Origin of the sequence: Achromobacter sp. Marseille-Q4962 (assembly GCF_943737005.1) — a bacterium.
Taxonomy (GTDB): Bacteria; Pseudomonadota; Gammaproteobacteria; order Burkholderiales; family Burkholderiaceae_B; genus Achromobacter.
This window is the reverse complement of record NZ_CALSFU010000022.1, coordinates 1-17344: the sequence shown is the minus strand read 5'-3', so window position 1 is coordinate 17344 and position 17344 is coordinate 1. Positions and strand designations below refer to the sequence as shown.

Here is a 17344-nt window from a genome sequence, read left to right as displayed (position 1 = left end):
GTCATTCTAGTTGACGCAAGAAATAGGATGGAAAGCCGCTTAATGTCGGAAGTTCGCGGAACAGCGCGGGGGTCGAGGTAAGAGCCTTGGATACGGCTTGGCGACTGATCCGCAGCATCCTAGAAATCTCGGACTGTCTCACGCCATACCGCTGAAGCATCACGATTCTCTTTTTCTGATCTGTGAATTTCATGTCCGCCATCCGCCTTGCGTGATGGCGCAATTCTGGTTCGTCAGCTGGTTGAAGGCCGTATTTGCGGACATAGTGATAGACGTAGCTGTCTATGAGTGGGTCGCCGGAAGTTGCCAAAGGCGTTCGGAGATTCGCGGATTGAAGGCTAAGCCTGCTTAGTTCGAGATCGAACTGCGCCACGGATCGTTTCGCTTGACTGTATGCGGGGTTCCACGCGCCATCCGGCAATTTGGGTCGATGGGCAGCACAGTACAGGTTGCTCAGTCGCAGTTGTTCATCTGGACCGCGCTGCCCGTTCCCACCCGCGAATGAAGCCAGCTCCGCAAGCTCGCCGCAAAATCGGCAGAAGCCTTGTACGCGTTGACTATTCAGCCCGCGCACGTCTCTTTTTTTCGGTTGTTTGCGCTTACTTGCCCATACCAACTCCATCATCGTTTCGAGCGTTGCGATAAATTGTTGGTCTCTTTCGGTCTGTTTATCCTCCGTCAGAACAAACGCTCGTATCAACTGGCGCTGTAACCGAACCATCGCATCGGTCCCCACCAATTGCATGATCTCGCTAAAGCGGACGCCTGTTCCGGCTCCAGGTATGTGCCCAAGATAGCGCGAGGGAAGCATTGCCGAATAAGCGGCTACGGCGGGATCAATGAGTTCTTCAATTAGCCGCACGATGGGGTAACGCTTGGCTGACTCGGAGTAGGACTCCCAACGACTCTCAAATTGCTTGATGGCGTCTGCAATGGTTGGATCACATCCTTCCCAGACGGTAATGGTTGATCTTTTTTTCATGTCAACCATTATAACCAATCATTCCCTCGAAGCAAACCGCGTATCCACGCATATTCAGGCACATGTTTACGTGACTGAAGAGGCCAAGGTATGCACCAAAAAAACATAACGCTCATCGACAAGAAAGCATTGCTGGCAATGATTCCGCTGGCAGAGCGGGCGATCGACAGACTTGAAAAAGAAGGCCAATTCCCTCGCCGCATGGCGCTTACCAACTACAAGGTCGCTTGGGATTTGGCCGAGGTCGAGGCGTGGATTGAATCGCGCCGAGGTGGCAAAGCTCATCGACCGGGGGCCTGAATTGTGGCGATTGACTTGATTGACTTACGGGCAGCGTTCGAGAACGAACCGCCCGCACTAGACTTTATTTGGCCGGGCTTCCTTGCTGGGACAGTAGGCGCGTTGGTGGCTCCCGGAGCCACGGGTAAGAGCTTCTGGGCGCTAGAAGCGGCAATGTCGGTCGCCTGTGCTGCAACCGTTGAAAGCAGAGCGGCCGGTGGTGACTTGGTAGGGCTTGCACCTGCGAAAGCTGGCCGCGTCGTCTATTACGCCGGAGAAGACCCCAAGCCAGCGCTGATTGGGCGAATTCATTCTATTGGCAAACATCTTGGGCACGAAGCTCGCGAAGCCGTCATAGAAAACCTCATGGTCATACCGATCATGGGAAAACTAATGGACGTGATGAACGAAAGTAAGCGGGCCAAGGTAATCGAGCAATGCGAAGGCGCTCGACTAATCGTTCTGGACACGTTGAGCCGTATTCATACCCTTGATGAGAACAGCAACGGCGAGATGGCTCAGCTTGTCGCTAAGCTTGAGGAAATTGCGACCATTACTAATGCGTCAGTGCTTTATCTGCATCATGTCAGCAAAGGCAGCGCCCGCGACGGGCAGGCCGACCAGCAGCAGGCAGTACGTGGGGCCTCGGCTCTTGTCGATAATCCCCGATGGTGCGGTTTCGTCGCGAAGATGACTGACAAAGAAGCGCAGAACCATACTGACCGCGTCTATGACCGACAGCCTATCGGGGAAAACCGCCGGAAGTTCTTTGTTCGTTTCGGCGTTAGTAAACAGAACTACGCCGAGATTGACGCTGATCGTTGGTATCAGCGTCATGACGGCGGCGTGTTGCTGCCGGTGGAGTTGGCGGCGGTGACGAAGGAACGCACTCTGCACGTCGTAAGTGGGAGTGACGATGAGCGGTGGTAATGCTGTGACCCCCACCAGTACTAGCGCACAGGCGCGGGTAATGCTCTATCAGCCTAGCCAGCGCCCGCGATTGCGCGAGGGTGATTGGACAGACACATCATTTGGCCGCTGCCGCGTGGCAGGCAGGCTAGGCCAGAGGCACGCCGATATTGTGGAAGCGGTCCTGTACTGCGCAGAACGTCGGCGTCCTGTCTCTGACGGCGGCGTAGAGCTGCTGGTAGACCCCGCTCGGGTGAGAAAGACGCTTTCCGACAGCCGCTACAGCTTTACACAGATTGAAAAGCTGTTGGCCGAGCTGCGAGCGGCGACGATCACAATTGAGACGCCACAATTCGATTTCCCAATAATCGGGGGATTGATTGATCACGTTATCCCATCGCCCATGACACGGCCTGATCCCCTAACTGGGGGAGAGCGGAATCTGTGGAGAGTGCGCCTTGGCGTAGCGCTGGTGATGCTGCTTGAGCATGACTTGAGTCTGTACTACGACCCAGCCCCCATTGCCCGCCTACAGCATGGCATCAGCCAAGCAGTCGCAAGACACGTCTTGAGCCACAAAATAGAGCCGACAGGCGGTTGGTATCTTGATACTGTTATCGTGGCCGTTGCTGGGATCGTGCCGAGCAAAGCAATGCGAGATGCTCGATTCAGGCTGAGAGAAGATGCCGACGAATTGAAGGCGCTCGGCCTGATTCTAGATGGCGACCGGGTGAGGAAAAAAGGTACTGGCGACGCCTAAAGCGTCGCACACCCGCCCGATAGCGTCGCACAGCCGCCCGGTAGCGTCGCACACCCGCCCGAAACGTCGCACACCCGCCCGGAGTTAGCAGGATATTCAGGATATTCAGATCCTGCGCGGCACAGCCCGCGCTTGAGGCGCGGTCCGGCCTTGCCAGTCGGCCTACGGCCGTAGGGCACCAAAAAGGGAAGGGCGAGGGTCTAGGCTCCTGCGGCCGGTGCGGGGCCGCCGTGGGTTGGTTTGAAAGTGAGCCGCAGGCCAAGCGCCTGAGCGACTTTCACAACGGTTGCGAGGCTCGGATTGCCATCGCCTGAAAGGGCCTTGTCCAGCCCTTGGCGGCTCATTCCCACGTCGCGGGCAAGCTGGCTAAGGTTGCGGGCACGGGCCACGTCTCCGAGCGCCGCCGCGATCAGTGCGGGATCGCCGTCCTCCATCACGGCATCGAGATAGGCCGCAATATCGTCCTCGGTCTTGAGATAGTCCGCCGTATCGTAGCGGCTGAATTTGACTTCCATCTTGGTCACTCCTTCCACTGCGCTGCAATGGTCTTGGCTAGGGCAATGTCCCGCTCCTGACTGCTCTTGTCGCCTCCACAAAGCAGCAGCACCACCAAGGGGCCGCGCCGCATGAAATAGACGCGATAGCCGGGGCCGTGGTCGATCCTCATTTCCGACAAGCCTTCGCCTACCGGCTTCACGTCGCCGGGGTTGCCAAGGCTCAAGCGCCGAATGCGCGCCTCGATCCTCGCACGGGCCTGACGATCACGAAGGCCGACAAGCCAGCGGTCGAATAGGTCGGTTTTTATTAGCTCGATCATGTGTCAACTATAGTTGCTAATTGGGCGAGTGTCAACTGTAGTTGCTAACACTAAGTCGGCTGCCGCAGGGAGCCTTCCTTTGGTGCCAGATTTTACGCGCCCGACGCTTTTGTCCGGCACAGCCGGGAGTAGCCCGTGGATTACCCACCGCGCCATTTGCACTTAGTCAGACCCAGGAAGGGCAAAGAACGATCAGGCACCAAAAAAAGGGCGAGGCAGCGCCAAGACTGGCTAATGAGCTGTAAATGCGTCGCAAAATGGCCATGTATGGCCCACGGGCGTGTTTTTTTCACCACCCCCTATGGTTGTAGCGCCCGGCACGAAAAATTCAGTAGAGCGAGATGCAGGCCGTTTTCGCGGTGTGTAATAGACGGAGCTGCTGCGGCAGGAAAACAAAACCCCGCGCTCAGGCGGGGTTGTGGGTGATGGAACTGGCTGTGCTCGTCAGCGATTGATGACCCTGCCTCGCTGCCGTTCTTCCTCTTCCATCTGAAGGATGGCCATTCTCACACGCTCTACCAGTACCACCTGATTCTTGTTGCCGAAAAGTGGCATGCGATTAAGCATACCCATGCCGCCGTAGAAATGCGCAGCGGCAGGCAGAGCCAATCGGTTCACACGATGCTGTAGTGCCGTGTACTGCTTATCCAGTGCATCGAGCTGCGGGCCGAAGCCTTTGCGTCGCAGCCATTGACCAAGCGCCCACATACCAATACCGAGAACAAAAAAGCCGCCGAGCATCATCAGGCCAAAAAATATATCGTTCATCATGATTACGTCTCCGATTGAGAGTTAACGCTAGAAGCCATGCCGGGCACATTGAGCGCGCCGACGTCTCCGGTGCTAGTGGTGTCCGATGCCGGACGAATAATGTTGGATTCCGCTTGTGCAGTCGGCTCCGCGCCGTCATCAGGCGTTGGACTGTCACCGCCGGGGACTGGAGGGGGAGAACCGGTGCCCCCAAGCGAAAGCCCGTGGGAGCTTTCCATGCCGGGTACGCTGATAGCGCCCAGCACGCCAAGCGCCCGTGTGGCCACCTCGGCGCCCTGCGCAACAGCCTTGCCGTTGCCGCCAGTCCCTTCTTTTGGTGTCATCTGCCGTTGCTGCGCGACGGCTTGCTGATCCATATCGTCGTCACCACCCTTCGCAGCTTTTCCGGCCTGTTTGGCGGCTTGCTTCAAGCTGCTGCCTGATTCTTGGCTAGCAGGCGAAGCGGCCGCCGACACTGGATTTTCCGATCCTGACGCGGCACCACCCCCGACGCGAGAACCTGCGGCCTTTGCGGTCGCACCGCTGCCCCCTCCTGTGCTTGCGCCAATTCCAGCGCTGCCGACGCCCGTCGCACCACCAATGCCCCCTGCGGTACTGCCGCCTGCCATGCTGGCGTTCAATGCGGAGGCCAGTCCACCACCCGCGGCACTGGCAGCGCCTCCGCCAGTTCCCGCGGCCCCTAGTGCTCCAGCAGCCGGGGCTGCTGCCCCAGCTGTTGCAACAGTAGCGATTGCGGCCGCCGCACCGGCTGCACCGGCTGCGGCCATGCCCCCAATTGCAGAGCCGCCGCCCATCGACGTGCCGCTAATCATGCCGCCGATCAGTTCAGGGATGGTTTTGGTCAGGTAAGCGCACACCAAAGACAGGCCGACCAAGGTCATCAACGACGCTTCGTCGTTGGTGTAGGCTGCCGACCATTCTGCGGAAACCTGCATGATCAGACCCACAATCAGAGTCAGGACAAACAGCTTGGCACCTACCGCAACGGCATAGCGAATGGGAGCCAGTGCATATTCGCGTGTCCATTGAGAGCCACCGAAACCCATGAACAGGACGGCGGCATTGATGATGACGTAGGCCTCTACGAGCGTCACGAACACCAGAGCCGCTATAAACGTGAAACATATCAGGACGATCAATGCAGATACGGCCACTACAACCGATGTGATTGGGCTGAACATCGAAACACCGGCCGTCAGCACCTGCCGTGAAAAGTCCACAGCAGTTGAGAACATATCCCCCGGCATCAGCTCCGCACTACCCAACCCTGCCGCGTGCGCCCCGGCCTGCCGGAAGCTGTTGACGATGGCCCCGCCCCACTCGGTCGCGTGCTCGAGCATCGCATAGAAGAACCCTATCACGAGGATGAATTTCACCAGCTCATGGAGGATGTCGCCCAGTTCAGCTCCGCGCATGACCAAAGGAGCAAAAGTCCAAACTAACTGGATGACGGCAAGGCATCCCAAGAGCCACAAGGCGTAGTCATGCAGGCGCGGTGCCCATTGGTTTGAAGCGTTCTGAATCAGCCGCAGAAGGCTGTTCATAGACGTGTTGCTCTGCGCCAAATCGACCCCGGCAGCCATCGCACTAGTTGCAGATAGCAAGAGCACCGCGCCGACAAGTGCGAAAACGGTTGAACGTCGCATAGTCAGAACCCCTCAGATGGGCCGCGAGTGTTTGGGCGGCTGCGGAATTGGTCATCCTGATGGCCATTGCCGACCGCTGCGCATTCCGGCGCGGCGGCGTTCGTGACGACCACGGCCGTCAGTGCCGACCCACCAAGGGCCGAGACGAGACAGAGGGCGGCAATCAGCGCCTTAGAAATCATCATGGTTAGAACCCCTCAGACGGGCCGCGTGTATTTTCACGGCTGCGGAATTGCTGTTCGGAGGCATCGCTAACGGACTGTCGTTCGTTTTGCTGCGCCATGTAGTTGCCTTGCAGGGTGATTTGTGTGGCTACCAGATCGCGCAGCTTCTGGAGCTGCTGCACGTTCTGCGCCGCAATCTCGTTCCCGGCTTGAATGGCCTGCTGACGGCCAACGGCCGACTGCGAACGGCTCACCAACTGATCCAGCATCGCGTTCTCATCCTCGAATGTGCTGGTATTTACGCCAGCGGCCTGCATGGCCGTGCGGGCGTTATCGAAGCCGGATTGTGCCCAGTCCCGATAGCGCTGCGGCATGTTGTTTTGCCCTTGGCCAATCGAGTTCAGATAGCTGTCATAGCCCTTGAACTGCTGGCGAAACTGTTCGTCCAGATTGCTGATGTTGCGGCCGAGCGACTGCGCCGAGTTGTAGACGCTGGCCACGCGCTGGAGGTCGCCAGTGATGGTGTTGAACATGCGGCTGGGCAGCGACATGCCCTGCTTAATCATGTTGTCGTACTGCTGGATCTGCGTCTGCAACTGCTGCGCGGTGTTCAGTTGCGTATTCACCGCTTCGGCGTACTCGTACATCTGCTGATAGAACGTCGAGCAGTTCGAGCAGTAGATGGCATAGGCCGGAGCCGGTGCCATGTAGAGACTCACACCAAGGCCTGCGCTTGCCATTGCTAGAGCGAGCGCCGTGCCTCGACCGAATTTTCGGGCGGCATAAGCCGACGTTTTTTGCGATTCCATTTCCATACCGAATACCTCATTTTGTCATCGTCCGAGGTTTAATTATTGACCGATATGGAGCGGTTTTAAATATGCGGATAATCTTGTATCCGCATAGAATTCAATGATGTATGTCCGTAAACTGTCCGTCAATCTTCACGAGATTGTTTCTCAACACTATGATTTTGATCGCGTTTTTCATGACGAGCGGAACGGGCTTGGCTGTCCGTTTTGATACGTTTTGCGGACAAAAAAAGCCCACCGAAGTGAGCTTTTGATAAGCCGGTGCGTGGCGTCAGTGGGCCGCGTAATAGGGATTCTTTACGCGATAGAGGTCACGCTCTGTTTCAGGGATGTGCAACGTCTCAAGGTGCCACTCTTCGAGTAAAGAAGCTAGCTCGGCCGCAATGCGCTGGGCTTCCATAACGCTCTTGCTAGGCCGCCCACTGGCTCGACCGAGGCAGGCTTGCAGTTCGTTGAGTTGATTGGCCAATGCGCTGATGCGGTGAGCTGTCTTCATGATCAATTCCCCTTGCTGATCCTTTCCACGATTCTGTCGAATTCTTCCCGGACTTGATCGTCCGTCAGTTCAAGATTAACTAATCCTGACTTTATTGCAATTCTTCCGATTCTTTCTGCTGCCTCATTGTCGAGTTTTGCCAATCTGGCTTTTGCCATTTCAAGCTCCGAAAGGGCATCAGAACGGCGCTCTGCAAGGGTTTTTCGTGCCATGATTACTCCGTTGTTTCTTGATGATCGAGTTTCTAAAAAAAAGCGCGTAAACGGAGGCTATGTTCTCACCCGAGTCGGGCAATTTACAAGGCTTAGATTTGGCTGGCCTACCTGATGGCCTCTCAAAGCTCCTCCTTTTGGTGTCAGTCCATCCTTGATGCTCATGTACTCAGTCGGAAACGCGTTTCTATGCGAATGTACGCGAATCTATGCGATTAGAAGAATTGATTAATGCGATGCTACGCGAATGTATGCGAATTAGCGCGAATGTACGCGATTACGCCATATTTTACTGGCGATTCTGCTCCAGTCGCATAGAATCGCATGAAGCAGTACGGCAAGATGTGTGTTGTACCGGTACGGGCAAGCCCGGACCAGTCCAACACCGCCCCTTACTCACCTGCGGTTCGACGGCATCTTGTTCTGCGAGGCTGTCAGTCGCTCCGCGACATTTACACCAAAGAGGAAAGGCTTATGGCCGGTGAAAATGCGATTGAGGCTATCAAGCCGCATTCGCGTGGGACACGTCCACGGCGGGAGCGAATTGAAGTTTGGGTCAGCAGTGATGAGAAAAAAGAGCTAGCCGAAAGGGCCGATCAGGCGGGATTGTCGAATGCCGCTTTCCTTCGCGCTGTTGGGCTGAATCTGCCTATAGGTTCACGTGCCGATTTGGAAGCTGTCCGCCAGTTGGCAAAAGTGAATGGCGACCTAGGCCGAGTGGCCGGATTGCTGAAATTGTGGCTCGCTGAGAAACGCGTACAGGGCGCTCGACCGATTGACGTGGAAACGATGATGATGGATTTCCGCGCAATCCAAGAGGACATGCGGGCGCTCATGGGGAGGATTTCCAAATGATCGCCCATCGCATCAACCGTGAACGCAAGGCCTCAAGCCCAGCCCGGTTAATCAAGTATATGGTGGCGGCCAAGGGCGGCATTGACCCGACGAGCTGGGAGCGCACAGCCGATTACATTCTGGATTCCGCCAATGGCACGACTGAGGGCGAGAAGGTCGCCAGCTACCGCGTTACCAACTGCGGCACGGATGATCCGGCAGATGCCGCAATCTTAATCCAAGCCACGCAAGCGGCTAACACCAGGTCGAAGGCGGAAAAGACCTACCACTTTGTCTATTCCTTCCCGCCCGGCGAGCAGCCAGACCTTGAGACGCTGCACGCCATCGAAGACGAACTATGCGCTGCCATCGGCCTCGATGAGCACCAGCGTGTATCAGCGGTTCACATCGACACCGATAACCTGCATGTGCATGTAGCCATCAACAAGGTTCACCCGACCGGGTTACAGAACATCGAACCCTATTACGATCAGTTCCGCCTGATGGAGGCCTGTGAGCGTCTTGAGGTAGAGCACGGCTTGCAAAGAACGTTTCATGGTCTGGAGGCGAAGCAGCGGCATCAGAACCGCGACATTGAGCTGTTGCCAGCGAAAGCCCCAGAGCAGCGCGATAGCCTATTCCGTAAACACCTTAGAAACGCTTGCGATCTCGGCATATCGGAGCCTCCCGAAGCCAAAACCCTGAACGGGTTGCGCAAGCTGTCCGATACCCGTCTACAGAAGCAGTCAACAGATAAAGCGCAGCCAGTCCGCATCGGCGCGAAGGTGGCCAGCGTGGAGGCGCAGTCCGGCATCGAGACGCTGACCGGGTACGCGGCTCGCGAGCTGGCCCCGGCGATGCGACAGGCGACGAGCTGGCAGGAGCTGCACGACGCAGCGGCCGAGCACGGCCTAGAGGTTCGCCAGCGCGGCGCTGGCCTTGTTATCGGAGAGCCGGATTTAGGCATTTGGGCGAAGGCCAGCAACGTCGGCCGCGACCTTTCCATGAAGGCTCTAACTGATCGTCTTGGCCTGTTCCAGCCTTCCGAACGGCAGGCCGAGGCGAAGGCGAACCGCAAGCGGTACGAGCCACGACCCCGGCGGCCGGACAACCCGACGACAGCGGGCCTGTTCAACCAGTACCAGCGCGACCGACAGGCGGCCATTCTGGCCCGCCGTCAGGGTCTCGACCAGATCAAGCGCGAGAGTGCGGCTTTCAATGCGCAGGTGAGGCAGTGGAGCCAGACAGAGAGAATGCTTTTGAAGGTCGCGGGCAAGGGGCCGACCAAACGCCTGATGTACGGCACTATCAAACAGCAGGCCGACGCCTCGCGCCAGAAAAACCGGCAGAGCGCAGATGCTCGCCGTCAGGCGCTGTTCAAACAGACGACGATGCCCACTTGGGCCGACTGGCTGACGCAGCAGGCCGAGCGCGGCAACGCCGAGGCGCTGGCCGTGCTGCGCGACCGCGAGGAACGGACACGTCGCTGGAACGGGGAGCTACTGACCGCCGACCGGGCCGACAAGGCCAAGGCTGTCGTTCTCGACAAGCTCAAGCCCAAGGCCCGGAAAGACGGAACGATGGCGTACAGCACCATCGACGGCGGCATGGTGATCGACCGGAAGACCCACGTTCAGGCGCAGAAAGCCACGACCGGCGCGGCGCTGGTTGCGCTCGAACTCGCGTCCAAGCGGTTCGAGGGCCAAGCCCTCATCGTGGAAGGCACAGACGAGTTCCGGCTTGAAGTCGCCCAGCTCGCCGGTATGCACGGCCTCAAGGTCACGTTCACCGATCCGGCGATGGAGCAGATGCGCCGCGAGACGGTCGAGCATAAGGAAATGGAGAAGGCCTTTCAGACCGAGGTATACGCTCCGAAGGACACCAAAAAGGGGGAGGCGAGCGAGATGCCGGGCGTGGCCCCACAGCGTAGGCAGAAGCAACCGAAGGACCGCTCTAATGGACTGATATAGTTGAAAACATCGTTCAATGACTCGTCAGAAAGTAGGTTGTCCTGCGTTATTGGCACTGTTCTATGCTGACGAGGCATTATCCCATAAAGTGTATGGATTGAATCTTGGAAAGAATAATTAGTAGGAGCTTCAATGCATCTAATAATGCTCGATACATGTGTTTGGCTTGATATTTCGTCTCAAAAAGCTGAATTGCCGATGCTTACTGCCATAGAACATCTGGTGCAGGATGGGAGTATCAAAATACTACTGCCCGATCTGATACGTGCCGAGTACGAACGAAATAAAGATAGGGTGATTGAGGCTACGCGCAAACGGCTCGCCAGTGAATTTCGAGTAATTAAAGGGGTGGTTGAGTCGTTTGGCGGTGAAGGTAAAGAGACTGCGCTCAAAACCTTGGATGATGTTAATCACAGGCTGCCTATTCTTTCCGAAGTAAATCGGAACACAGTAAATCGTGTTACCAAACTTTTTGACATGGCCCACGAAGTTATAATCTCTGATGCCGCAAAAATCAGAGCAGCAGAGCGGGCTATCGCTAAGAAGGCACCGTTTCATAAGCAGAAGAATAGTGTTGCTGACGCAGTGTTAGCAGAGACTTTCCAAGAGTTTCGGGTGTCACACGCAAGTGAGTACGAAACCTTTAGATTTGTCACTCATAATGTCACGGATTTTTCCGGCAAAGACCACAGGCAGCCACACGACGATTTCGCAGATATTTTTGACGGCAGCAGCTCTTTATTCTTTAACGCCACAAGCTCTGCCATCGAGGATTTGCTCGATCTTGAAGAATTTCACTATGAGAATAGCTTTGCTTGGGAGGACGAAACTCGTGGGCTTCAGGAAATCATGTCTGCGATGGACGAGTTGTTCGATAAAGTTTGGTACAACCGCCATATGAACATGATGTATCACCTAGATAATGGTGACATAGAGATCGTCCCCGCTGGCACAAAACGCTATGGCAATGATGTGATTCACGAAGATATCCTCGGCCAAGCAGAAATTGCAGCTCAACGGGTCAGGGATAAATATGAAGATACTGGGCCTTGGAGCGACTTTGAATGGGGGATGCTCAATGGGAAGCTCTCTGCCCTGCGATGGGTCTTGGGGGATGACTGGGACATGCTCGACACGTAAGTAAGGATGATATCGCTTCTTATCTATCCCAATGCAAATCCAATTGAGAGCGTGAGTATCCCGATATTTTATGTCGATATCCGTATATCCAGCGATTTCATTTGTCAGATGCTCGATTGGATTGTGCAATCCAATCGAGCATTCATAATAATTAGTCTATAAATACTGCCGTGCTGAGGACGCAAATGGGCAATGTAACAATTATTACCAATGCTATTGGGCGTTTTGCCAACGCCATGCGGCTCTATGGTGAAGCCTTCATCAGATATCGAGGGCTGGCAGCAATCGACCGTGAAGAGGCTATCCACAACCTCGACCGCGCATTTGAGCAAAATCTTGAGAGTTTTCATACGTTATATGATGTATCGCAAGGGGTGTTTGACTTTCATGCTCATCCGGATACCAGTCTCCTAATTGCTATTCGTAATGCTCTTCATCATCGTGACCATCCTTTGTTCCATAGTCTTCTTCAGACTATTTGGTTGGACGGGGAGCCAGAGCGTCTGCTTGGAGCGGAGTATTTAATGGCTAGGCATCGAACGACGGGTGGCAATCCCCCGCCGATGATGCACTTGATCAAGTTGGAAGATATATACAGTCGCCTCGACCCACGTCGTGAATCGGTGCACATAAATCCAATGGGTAAGGGCAATGCTTTATCTAGATTTATCACTCTGGAAAATGGCCTTGCCTTCGAGAGAGTGTGGGCCAAAGCAAAAAAAGATCGCTATCCTACCAAGCAGGTGTATTTGGACTTGTTGCCGATATTTAATTCTGCGGTTTCGAGAGTTTTTGCTGCATTGGATACGGCTGGAGTGCCGTTTCAAGGGTTTGATGCAAACGCCTATAAATCTACATTTATTGATGAATTAAAGACAGACCTTCAACATTTCGATTTCTTTGGTCTGCGTATGCATGCGCTACAGATAGAATTAGGCCCGAAGTTCACAATCCAAGAGGCCTCTATCAGACGGGGCTGTACCTACGAAAAGGTGATGGAGGACGAATAGACGTCTATTATCGGGGTAAGGATGGTGCAGATATCATGACCTTGGCTAGGAGAATGGCATCAAATGAAAGACAGACCACATAGAGAGGCCATGGCCGAGTACTTCCGAGCCGATCCGACCTATGCAGCGGAGTTGCTTGCCGAAGTCCGTCGTGACGGCAACCCGGACGAGCTGGCAATTCTGTTGCGGCAGATGGACGAGGCGTTCGGGAGCGACTGCAAACGTTCGGGCTCTCCGGTGAGACAACTATGACGCAAGCAGCTTGGACACGCGACGGTCGGCCGGTAGATGCGGCTTCCATTCCCGGCGCCGAGTGGGAGGCGTTGAAACAGACGGCGCAGTTAGGTGACTTCGTCATGCCGTGCTGCAAGGCACCGGCAGTACTCAAGACAAGCATCAATGGTTTACCTTTCTTCGCTCATCTGTCGGAGGAGTGCGGCACTGCGCCCGAGACTAAATGGCATAAGTCGGGTAAGGCCGCAGTGATGGCCGCCTTGACCGGCATGGGTATCGAAAACCGTGACGAGGTGCCGGGCCGATCACCAAGCGGCGACAAGTGGGAGGCTGATGTTCTCTTCTCGGCTTCCGGTCGCACCATCGTCATCGAGCTGCAACGTTCCTACCAGCATCTACGCGACTTCACGCGTCGGCAGGAGCGGTACGCTGCATCGGGCGTTGAGTGCTACTGGCTGGTTCGCAAAGAGACATTCATGACCTTAGGAAAGGCCACGTCACGCCTATTGTTGAAGCGTGATTTCGGCAACGTGTTTCCGGCTAGTGGAATCGGTACTGGCATGCTGCCCGAGTTGCCGGTGGCGATGCTGGACACCGAGGGCGAGCAACCGGTTCAGTTCGGCGGGTTTAAGACCGCGACTGTGCCTGTGTGGTTGGCTGGCATCCTTGATGGTGCATACCAATATCGCGGCGGCTCTTGGAACCTTAATTAACTGAAAGGGGGATTGAGCGCACGCCATACGGCGCCTTAAAAACTGAGATAAGAGTACTTCTCAAGTTTTCTAATAGAATGCGTTTTATATATTTTAATAGTGCATAAATTCTGCAATTTATAAATGTATCTTTATAAACTGTAAGGGGGGAAGGGATGTCTGCATTTACGATTCAGATAAAAAACTGCAACAGCATCGAAAGTGCTGAGATTCGGATCAATAAGGGCACGCTTAATATAAAGTACGGTCCTAATGGATTGGGGAAAAGCTCAATAGCGAAAGCAATCCTAGCATCCGTGAGCGATGATGGAACGCTTCAAAAATTGAAGCCCTTTAAACATCGTGCGTTTGCAGGGCAGTTTGATCCGTCTGTGGTTGGGGTTGAAGATATAAGGTCGGTTTTGGTTTTTGACGACACCTATGTGTCGCAATTTGCATTCCAGCGGGATGAAGTCCTCAAGAATAGTTTTGAAATATTCATCAAGACAGATGATTTTCTTGCTGCTATGCAGGAGATAGAAGCGCTATTCCAAGGAATTAAGGCGGCCTTCGACGGAAATGAGAACTTGGGCAATGCTATATCAGACCTGAAAGAACTTCGTGATGCATTTGGAGTTACAAAAACGGGGGCGCTTTCCAAGTCAAGCAAGGGATATAAAGCATTTGGTTCCGGAAATAAAATTGCAAATATTCCAGAACATCTCAAGCCATTTGAAGAATTTATAAAAAGTGATCAACCGGCGACGTGGATAGCTTGGCAGACTAAAGGTAATTCCTTCTTGGAATTGTCGGATAACTGCCCTTATTGTTCTTCTAGTTTTCAAGGTACTGATAAGAAGGACGTGGCGCAAGCAGTTGCCAAAGAATACGATTCAAAGTCCGTTGAGCATTTGAGTGCGTTACAGGCAATCATTGCAAGATTGGGAAAATATTTTGATGATGCCTGCCGTGAGAGCTTGGAGAAAATCACAAAATCAAAGGTTGAGCTTTCGTTAGAAGAAACTAATTTCCTAAGCGCCCTTAGAGGCGACGTTGAAACGCTCATTGCAAAACTCGAAGGGTTACGATCTATCTCGTTTTTTGCACTTCGAGATGTTGAGAAAATTGAAGACGAAATCAGCAAGCTGAGAATTGATCTCGGCCTTCTTGGGAGGCTTAATTCGGCAGATACTAAATCTGTGGTTGATCCCGTAAATGCTAAGCTCCAAGAGTTGGCGGAGAAGGTGGGAGAACTTAAAGGTAAGATCAACAAGCATAAAAAGCTAATTGAGAGGACCGTCGCGGAAAATCAAGATGGCATTAATGGCTTTCTGAAGTCGGCTGGCTACAAATACAGCGTAGTTATCAAGTCTGAAGCCGAGTCTTACAAGATGAAGCTGGTACACCAAGACCATGACGAACATATTGAGACAGCGGCCCAGCACCTAAGCTATGGAGAAAGGAACGCCTTCGCTCTTATTCTATTCATGTATCAGGTTCTGAGGGAAAAACCTGGGTTGGCGGTCTTGGACGATCCTGTCTCAAGCTTTGATAAGACGAAGAAATTCGCCATTCTGAACGAGTTGTTTAGAGGCAAGGCAAGTCTTCGTGATACGACCGTCCTTATGCTGACACATGATATTGAACCTGCAATAGATGTTATACGTGGCGTTAAGCGATTATTCCAACATCCTAAGCCAACGGCATATTTTCTGGCGTCGAAAGCGGGTGTAGTGTCCGAGGTGGAGATTAGAGAGGAAAATATTCAAACATTCGCGCAGATATGTAGTGATAATATTCACGAACTTGATGATGAAGTTATAAAGTGCATATATTTGAGGAGGCATTTTGAGATCATCAATGATCTAGGTGCGGAATATAATTATTTGGCCAATCTTTTACACGCTAGGGACGTGCCAATTCTAAAATCTGCCGTGGGCGATATCGCTATGAATGCTGAACAGATTGCGAACGCCGAAGCTGGCATCAAGAAATTCATCCCGGCTTTTGATTACTCGGCGGTGCTTGCTGCGATTAAAGATAAAGCAGAGATGAAGCGTCGCTTCACAGAAGCTACCGTTGGGTACGACAAAATCCAGCTTTTCCGCATCTTTAAGGAAGTGCATGGTTCCGCCAATGGGGAGCAGGATAGCATTCTTCAGAAATTTGTGAACGAGTCATTCCACATCGAGAACGAATATGTGATGCAGCTAAATCCCCACAAGTTCGATAATGTGCCGGAGTATGTCGTTTTGGAATGTGATAGGGCCATTCTGGCGTCTTAAACCTGTCACCAAATCTATGTGTGGTGACGTGGTATTAATCATGGTATTTGATTTAAATTCTCATGCAACTATATGAATTTAATGGTTTTTTTTAGTCAAAACACCATTGAGTGGGAGTGACGGGCACTGGCTGGCAATGTCTAGCAACGGCAGGCATTTCGGCTGAGGGTAAAAGAACTTTCCGCTAAGCGATAGACTGTATGTAAACACAGTATTGCAAGGACGCGGAACATGCCTCATGTGGCGGCCAGGACGGCCAGCCGGGATCGGGATACTGGTCGTTACCAGAGCCACCGACCCGAGCAAACCCTTCTCTATCAGATCGTTGACGAGTATTACCCGGCATTCGCTGCGCTTATGGCAGAGCAGGGAAAGGAATTGCCGGGCTATGTGCAACGGGAATTTGAAGAATTTCTCCAATGCGGGCGGCTGGAGCATGGCTTTCTACGGGTTCGCTGCGAGTCTTGCCACGCCGAGCACCTGGTCGCTTTCAGCTGTAAGCGTCGCGGTTTCTGCCCGAGCTGTGGGGCGCGGCGGATGGCCGAAAGTGCCGCCTTGCTGGTTGATGAAGTACTGCCTGAACAACCCATGCGTCAGTGGGTGTTGAGCTTCCCGTTTCAGCTGCGTTTCCTGTTTGCCAGCCGGCCCGAGATCATGGGGTGGGTGCTGGGCATCGTTTACCGCGTCATTGCCACGCACCTGGTCAAGAAAGCGGGCCATACCCACCAAGTGGCCAAGACGGGCGCGGTCACCCTGATCCAGCGTTTTGGATCGGCGCTCAATCTGAATGTTCACTTCCACATGCTGTTTCTCGACGGTGTGTATGTCGAGCAATCCCACGGCTCAGCGCGTTTCCGCTGGGTCAAGGCGCCGACCAGCCCAGAGCTCACCCAGCTGACGCACACCATCGCCCACCGGGTGGGTCGCTATCTGGAACGGCAAGGCCTGCTGGAACGGGATGTCGAAAACAGCTATCTGGCCTCGGATGCGGTGGATGACGACCCGATGACACCCCTGCTGGGGCACTCGATCACTTACCGTATCGCTGTCGGTTCACAGGCGGGGCGAAAGGTGTTCACTTTGCAAACTCTGCCGACCAGTGGTGATCCGTTCGGTGACGGGATTGGCAAGGTAGCCGGGTCCAGCCTGCACGCCGGCGTGGCGGCCAGGGCCGATGAACGCAAGAAGCTCGAACGGCTGTGCCGGTAATCCCCCCGCAAAAGCGTTGAGGTCAGAAGTAGAATTTTCTCGTTGAGGAGTTCTACAGCATGAAGAAGTCACGATTCACGGACAGCCAGATCATCGAAGCCATCAAACGGGTGGAAGCCGGC

The 17344-nt window shown here is 54.1% G+C and carries 18 protein-coding genes and 1 pseudogene; 11 read left to right on the top strand and 8 right to left on the bottom strand.

Going from position 1 to position 17344, the window contains the following annotated elements; translation table 11 throughout:
• Window position 1 precedes the first annotated feature (1 nt).
• Window positions 2–991, bottom strand: a complete 990-nt coding sequence (locus NGJ44_RS18240; protein WP_251864895.1) for a helix-turn-helix domain-containing protein — start codon at window positions 989–991, stop codon at window positions 2–4.
• 81 nt (window positions 992–1072) lie between these two features.
• On the opposite strand from NGJ44_RS18240, the gene NGJ44_RS18235 reads away from it, so the two are divergent.
• The 3 genes from NGJ44_RS18235 to NGJ44_RS18225 are packed head-to-tail and all read left to right on the top strand — an operon-like array spanning window position 1073 to window position 2930.
• On the top strand, window positions 1073–1282 hold the full coding sequence (locus NGJ44_RS18235) for a helix-turn-helix transcriptional regulator (RefSeq protein ID WP_128667424.1): 210 nt from the start codon (window positions 1073–1075) through the stop codon (window positions 1280–1282).
• Between the two features lie 15 nt (window positions 1283–1297).
• A complete protein-coding gene (locus tag NGJ44_RS18230) occupies window positions 1298–2191 on the top strand; it encodes a helicase RepA family protein (RefSeq protein ID WP_251864893.1) in 894 nt (297 codons plus the stop codon).
• 40 nt (window positions 2192–2231) lie between these two features.
• Window positions 2232–2930 (top strand): ABC transporter ATPase, encoded by a 699-nt coding sequence (locus NGJ44_RS18225; protein ID WP_251864892.1) that lies wholly within the window; start codon window positions 2232–2234, stop codon window positions 2928–2930.
• 200 nt (window positions 2931–3130) lie between these two features.
• On the opposite strand, the gene NGJ44_RS18220 is transcribed toward NGJ44_RS18225, so the two are convergent.
• The 7 genes from NGJ44_RS18220 to NGJ44_RS18190 form a co-directional block, all read right to left on the bottom strand.
• A complete protein-coding gene (locus tag NGJ44_RS18220; RefSeq protein ID WP_048279629.1) occupies window positions 3131–3445 on the bottom strand; it encodes an addiction module antidote protein in 315 nt (104 codons plus the stop codon).
• A gap of 5 nt (window positions 3446–3450) precedes the next feature.
• Window positions 3451–3747, bottom strand: a complete 297-nt coding sequence (locus NGJ44_RS18215) for a type II toxin-antitoxin system RelE/ParE family toxin (RefSeq protein ID WP_048279626.1) — start codon at window positions 3745–3747, stop codon at window positions 3451–3453.
• 444 nt (window positions 3748–4191) lie between these two features.
• Window positions 4192–4518 (bottom strand): hypothetical protein, encoded by a 327-nt coding sequence (locus tag NGJ44_RS18210; protein ID WP_032422605.1) that lies wholly within the window; start codon window positions 4516–4518, stop codon window positions 4192–4194.
• A 2-nt stretch (window positions 4519–4520) separates the two neighbouring features.
• Window positions 4521–6101 carry a P-type conjugative transfer protein TrbL gene (trbL, locus tag NGJ44_RS18205; protein WP_286012404.1) on the bottom strand — a complete coding sequence of 527 codons (1581 nt, stop codon included), beginning with the start codon at window positions 6099–6101 and terminating at the stop codon, window positions 4521–4523.
• Window positions 6102–6351: 250 nt separating this feature from the next.
• Window positions 6352–7143, bottom strand: coding sequence for a P-type conjugative transfer protein TrbJ (gene trbJ / locus NGJ44_RS18200; protein ID WP_104605632.1), 792 nt, complete (start codon window positions 7141–7143; stop codon window positions 6352–6354).
• A 268-nt stretch (window positions 7144–7411) separates the two neighbouring features.
• A complete protein-coding gene (locus tag NGJ44_RS18195; RefSeq protein ID WP_251864888.1) occupies window positions 7412–7636 on the bottom strand; it encodes a hypothetical protein in 225 nt (74 codons plus the stop codon).
• Window positions 7637–7638: 2 nt separating this feature from the next.
• Window positions 7639–7848 (bottom strand): TraC family protein, encoded by a 210-nt coding sequence (locus tag NGJ44_RS18190; RefSeq protein WP_000101768.1) that lies wholly within the window; start codon window positions 7846–7848, stop codon window positions 7639–7641.
• A 324-nt stretch (window positions 7849–8172) separates the two neighbouring features.
• Between NGJ44_RS18190 and NGJ44_RS18185 the strand changes: the two genes are divergently transcribed.
• The 8 genes and pseudogenes from NGJ44_RS18185 to NGJ44_RS18145 form a co-directional block, all read left to right on the top strand.
• Complete coding sequence (locus tag NGJ44_RS18185) at window positions 8173–8703, top strand: plasmid mobilization protein (protein ID WP_502802144.1); 531 nt, start codon at window positions 8173–8175, stop codon at window positions 8701–8703.
• Complete coding sequence (gene traI / locus NGJ44_RS23140) at window positions 8700–10652, top strand: TraI/MobA(P) family conjugative relaxase (protein ID WP_286012398.1); 1953 nt, start codon at window positions 8700–8702, stop codon at window positions 10650–10652. The genes NGJ44_RS18185 and traI overlap by 4 nt, the downstream gene beginning before the upstream one ends.
• Before the next feature lie 132 nt (window positions 10653–10784).
• Complete coding sequence (locus NGJ44_RS18170) at window positions 10785–11792, top strand: PIN domain-containing protein (RefSeq protein WP_251864886.1); 1008 nt, start codon at window positions 10785–10787, stop codon at window positions 11790–11792.
• Between the two features lie 185 nt (window positions 11793–11977).
• Window positions 11978–12802 carry a hypothetical protein gene (locus tag NGJ44_RS18165; protein WP_016943290.1) on the top strand — a complete coding sequence of 275 codons (825 nt, stop codon included), beginning with the start codon at window positions 11978–11980 and terminating at the stop codon, window positions 12800–12802.
• A 90-nt stretch (window positions 12803–12892) separates the two neighbouring features.
• Complete coding sequence (locus tag NGJ44_RS18160) at window positions 12893–13054, top strand: transcriptional regulator (protein WP_251864884.1); 162 nt, start codon at window positions 12893–12895, stop codon at window positions 13052–13054.
• Entirely contained in the window at window positions 13051–13749 is a 699-nt protein-coding gene (locus NGJ44_RS18155; protein ID WP_032437086.1) for a competence protein CoiA, read from the top strand. Before NGJ44_RS18160 ends, NGJ44_RS18155 begins: the two co-directional genes overlap by 4 nt.
• Before the next feature lie 155 nt (window positions 13750–13904).
• Complete coding sequence (locus NGJ44_RS18150; protein WP_251864882.1) at window positions 13905–16013, top strand: AAA family ATPase; 2109 nt, start codon at window positions 13905–13907, stop codon at window positions 16011–16013.
• Between the two features lie 231 nt (window positions 16014–16244).
• A pseudogene (locus NGJ44_RS18145) lies at window positions 16245–17219 on the top strand (IS91-like element ISCR2 family transposase); the annotation flags it as partial.
• Between the last annotated feature and the right edge of the window lie 125 nt (window positions 17220–17344).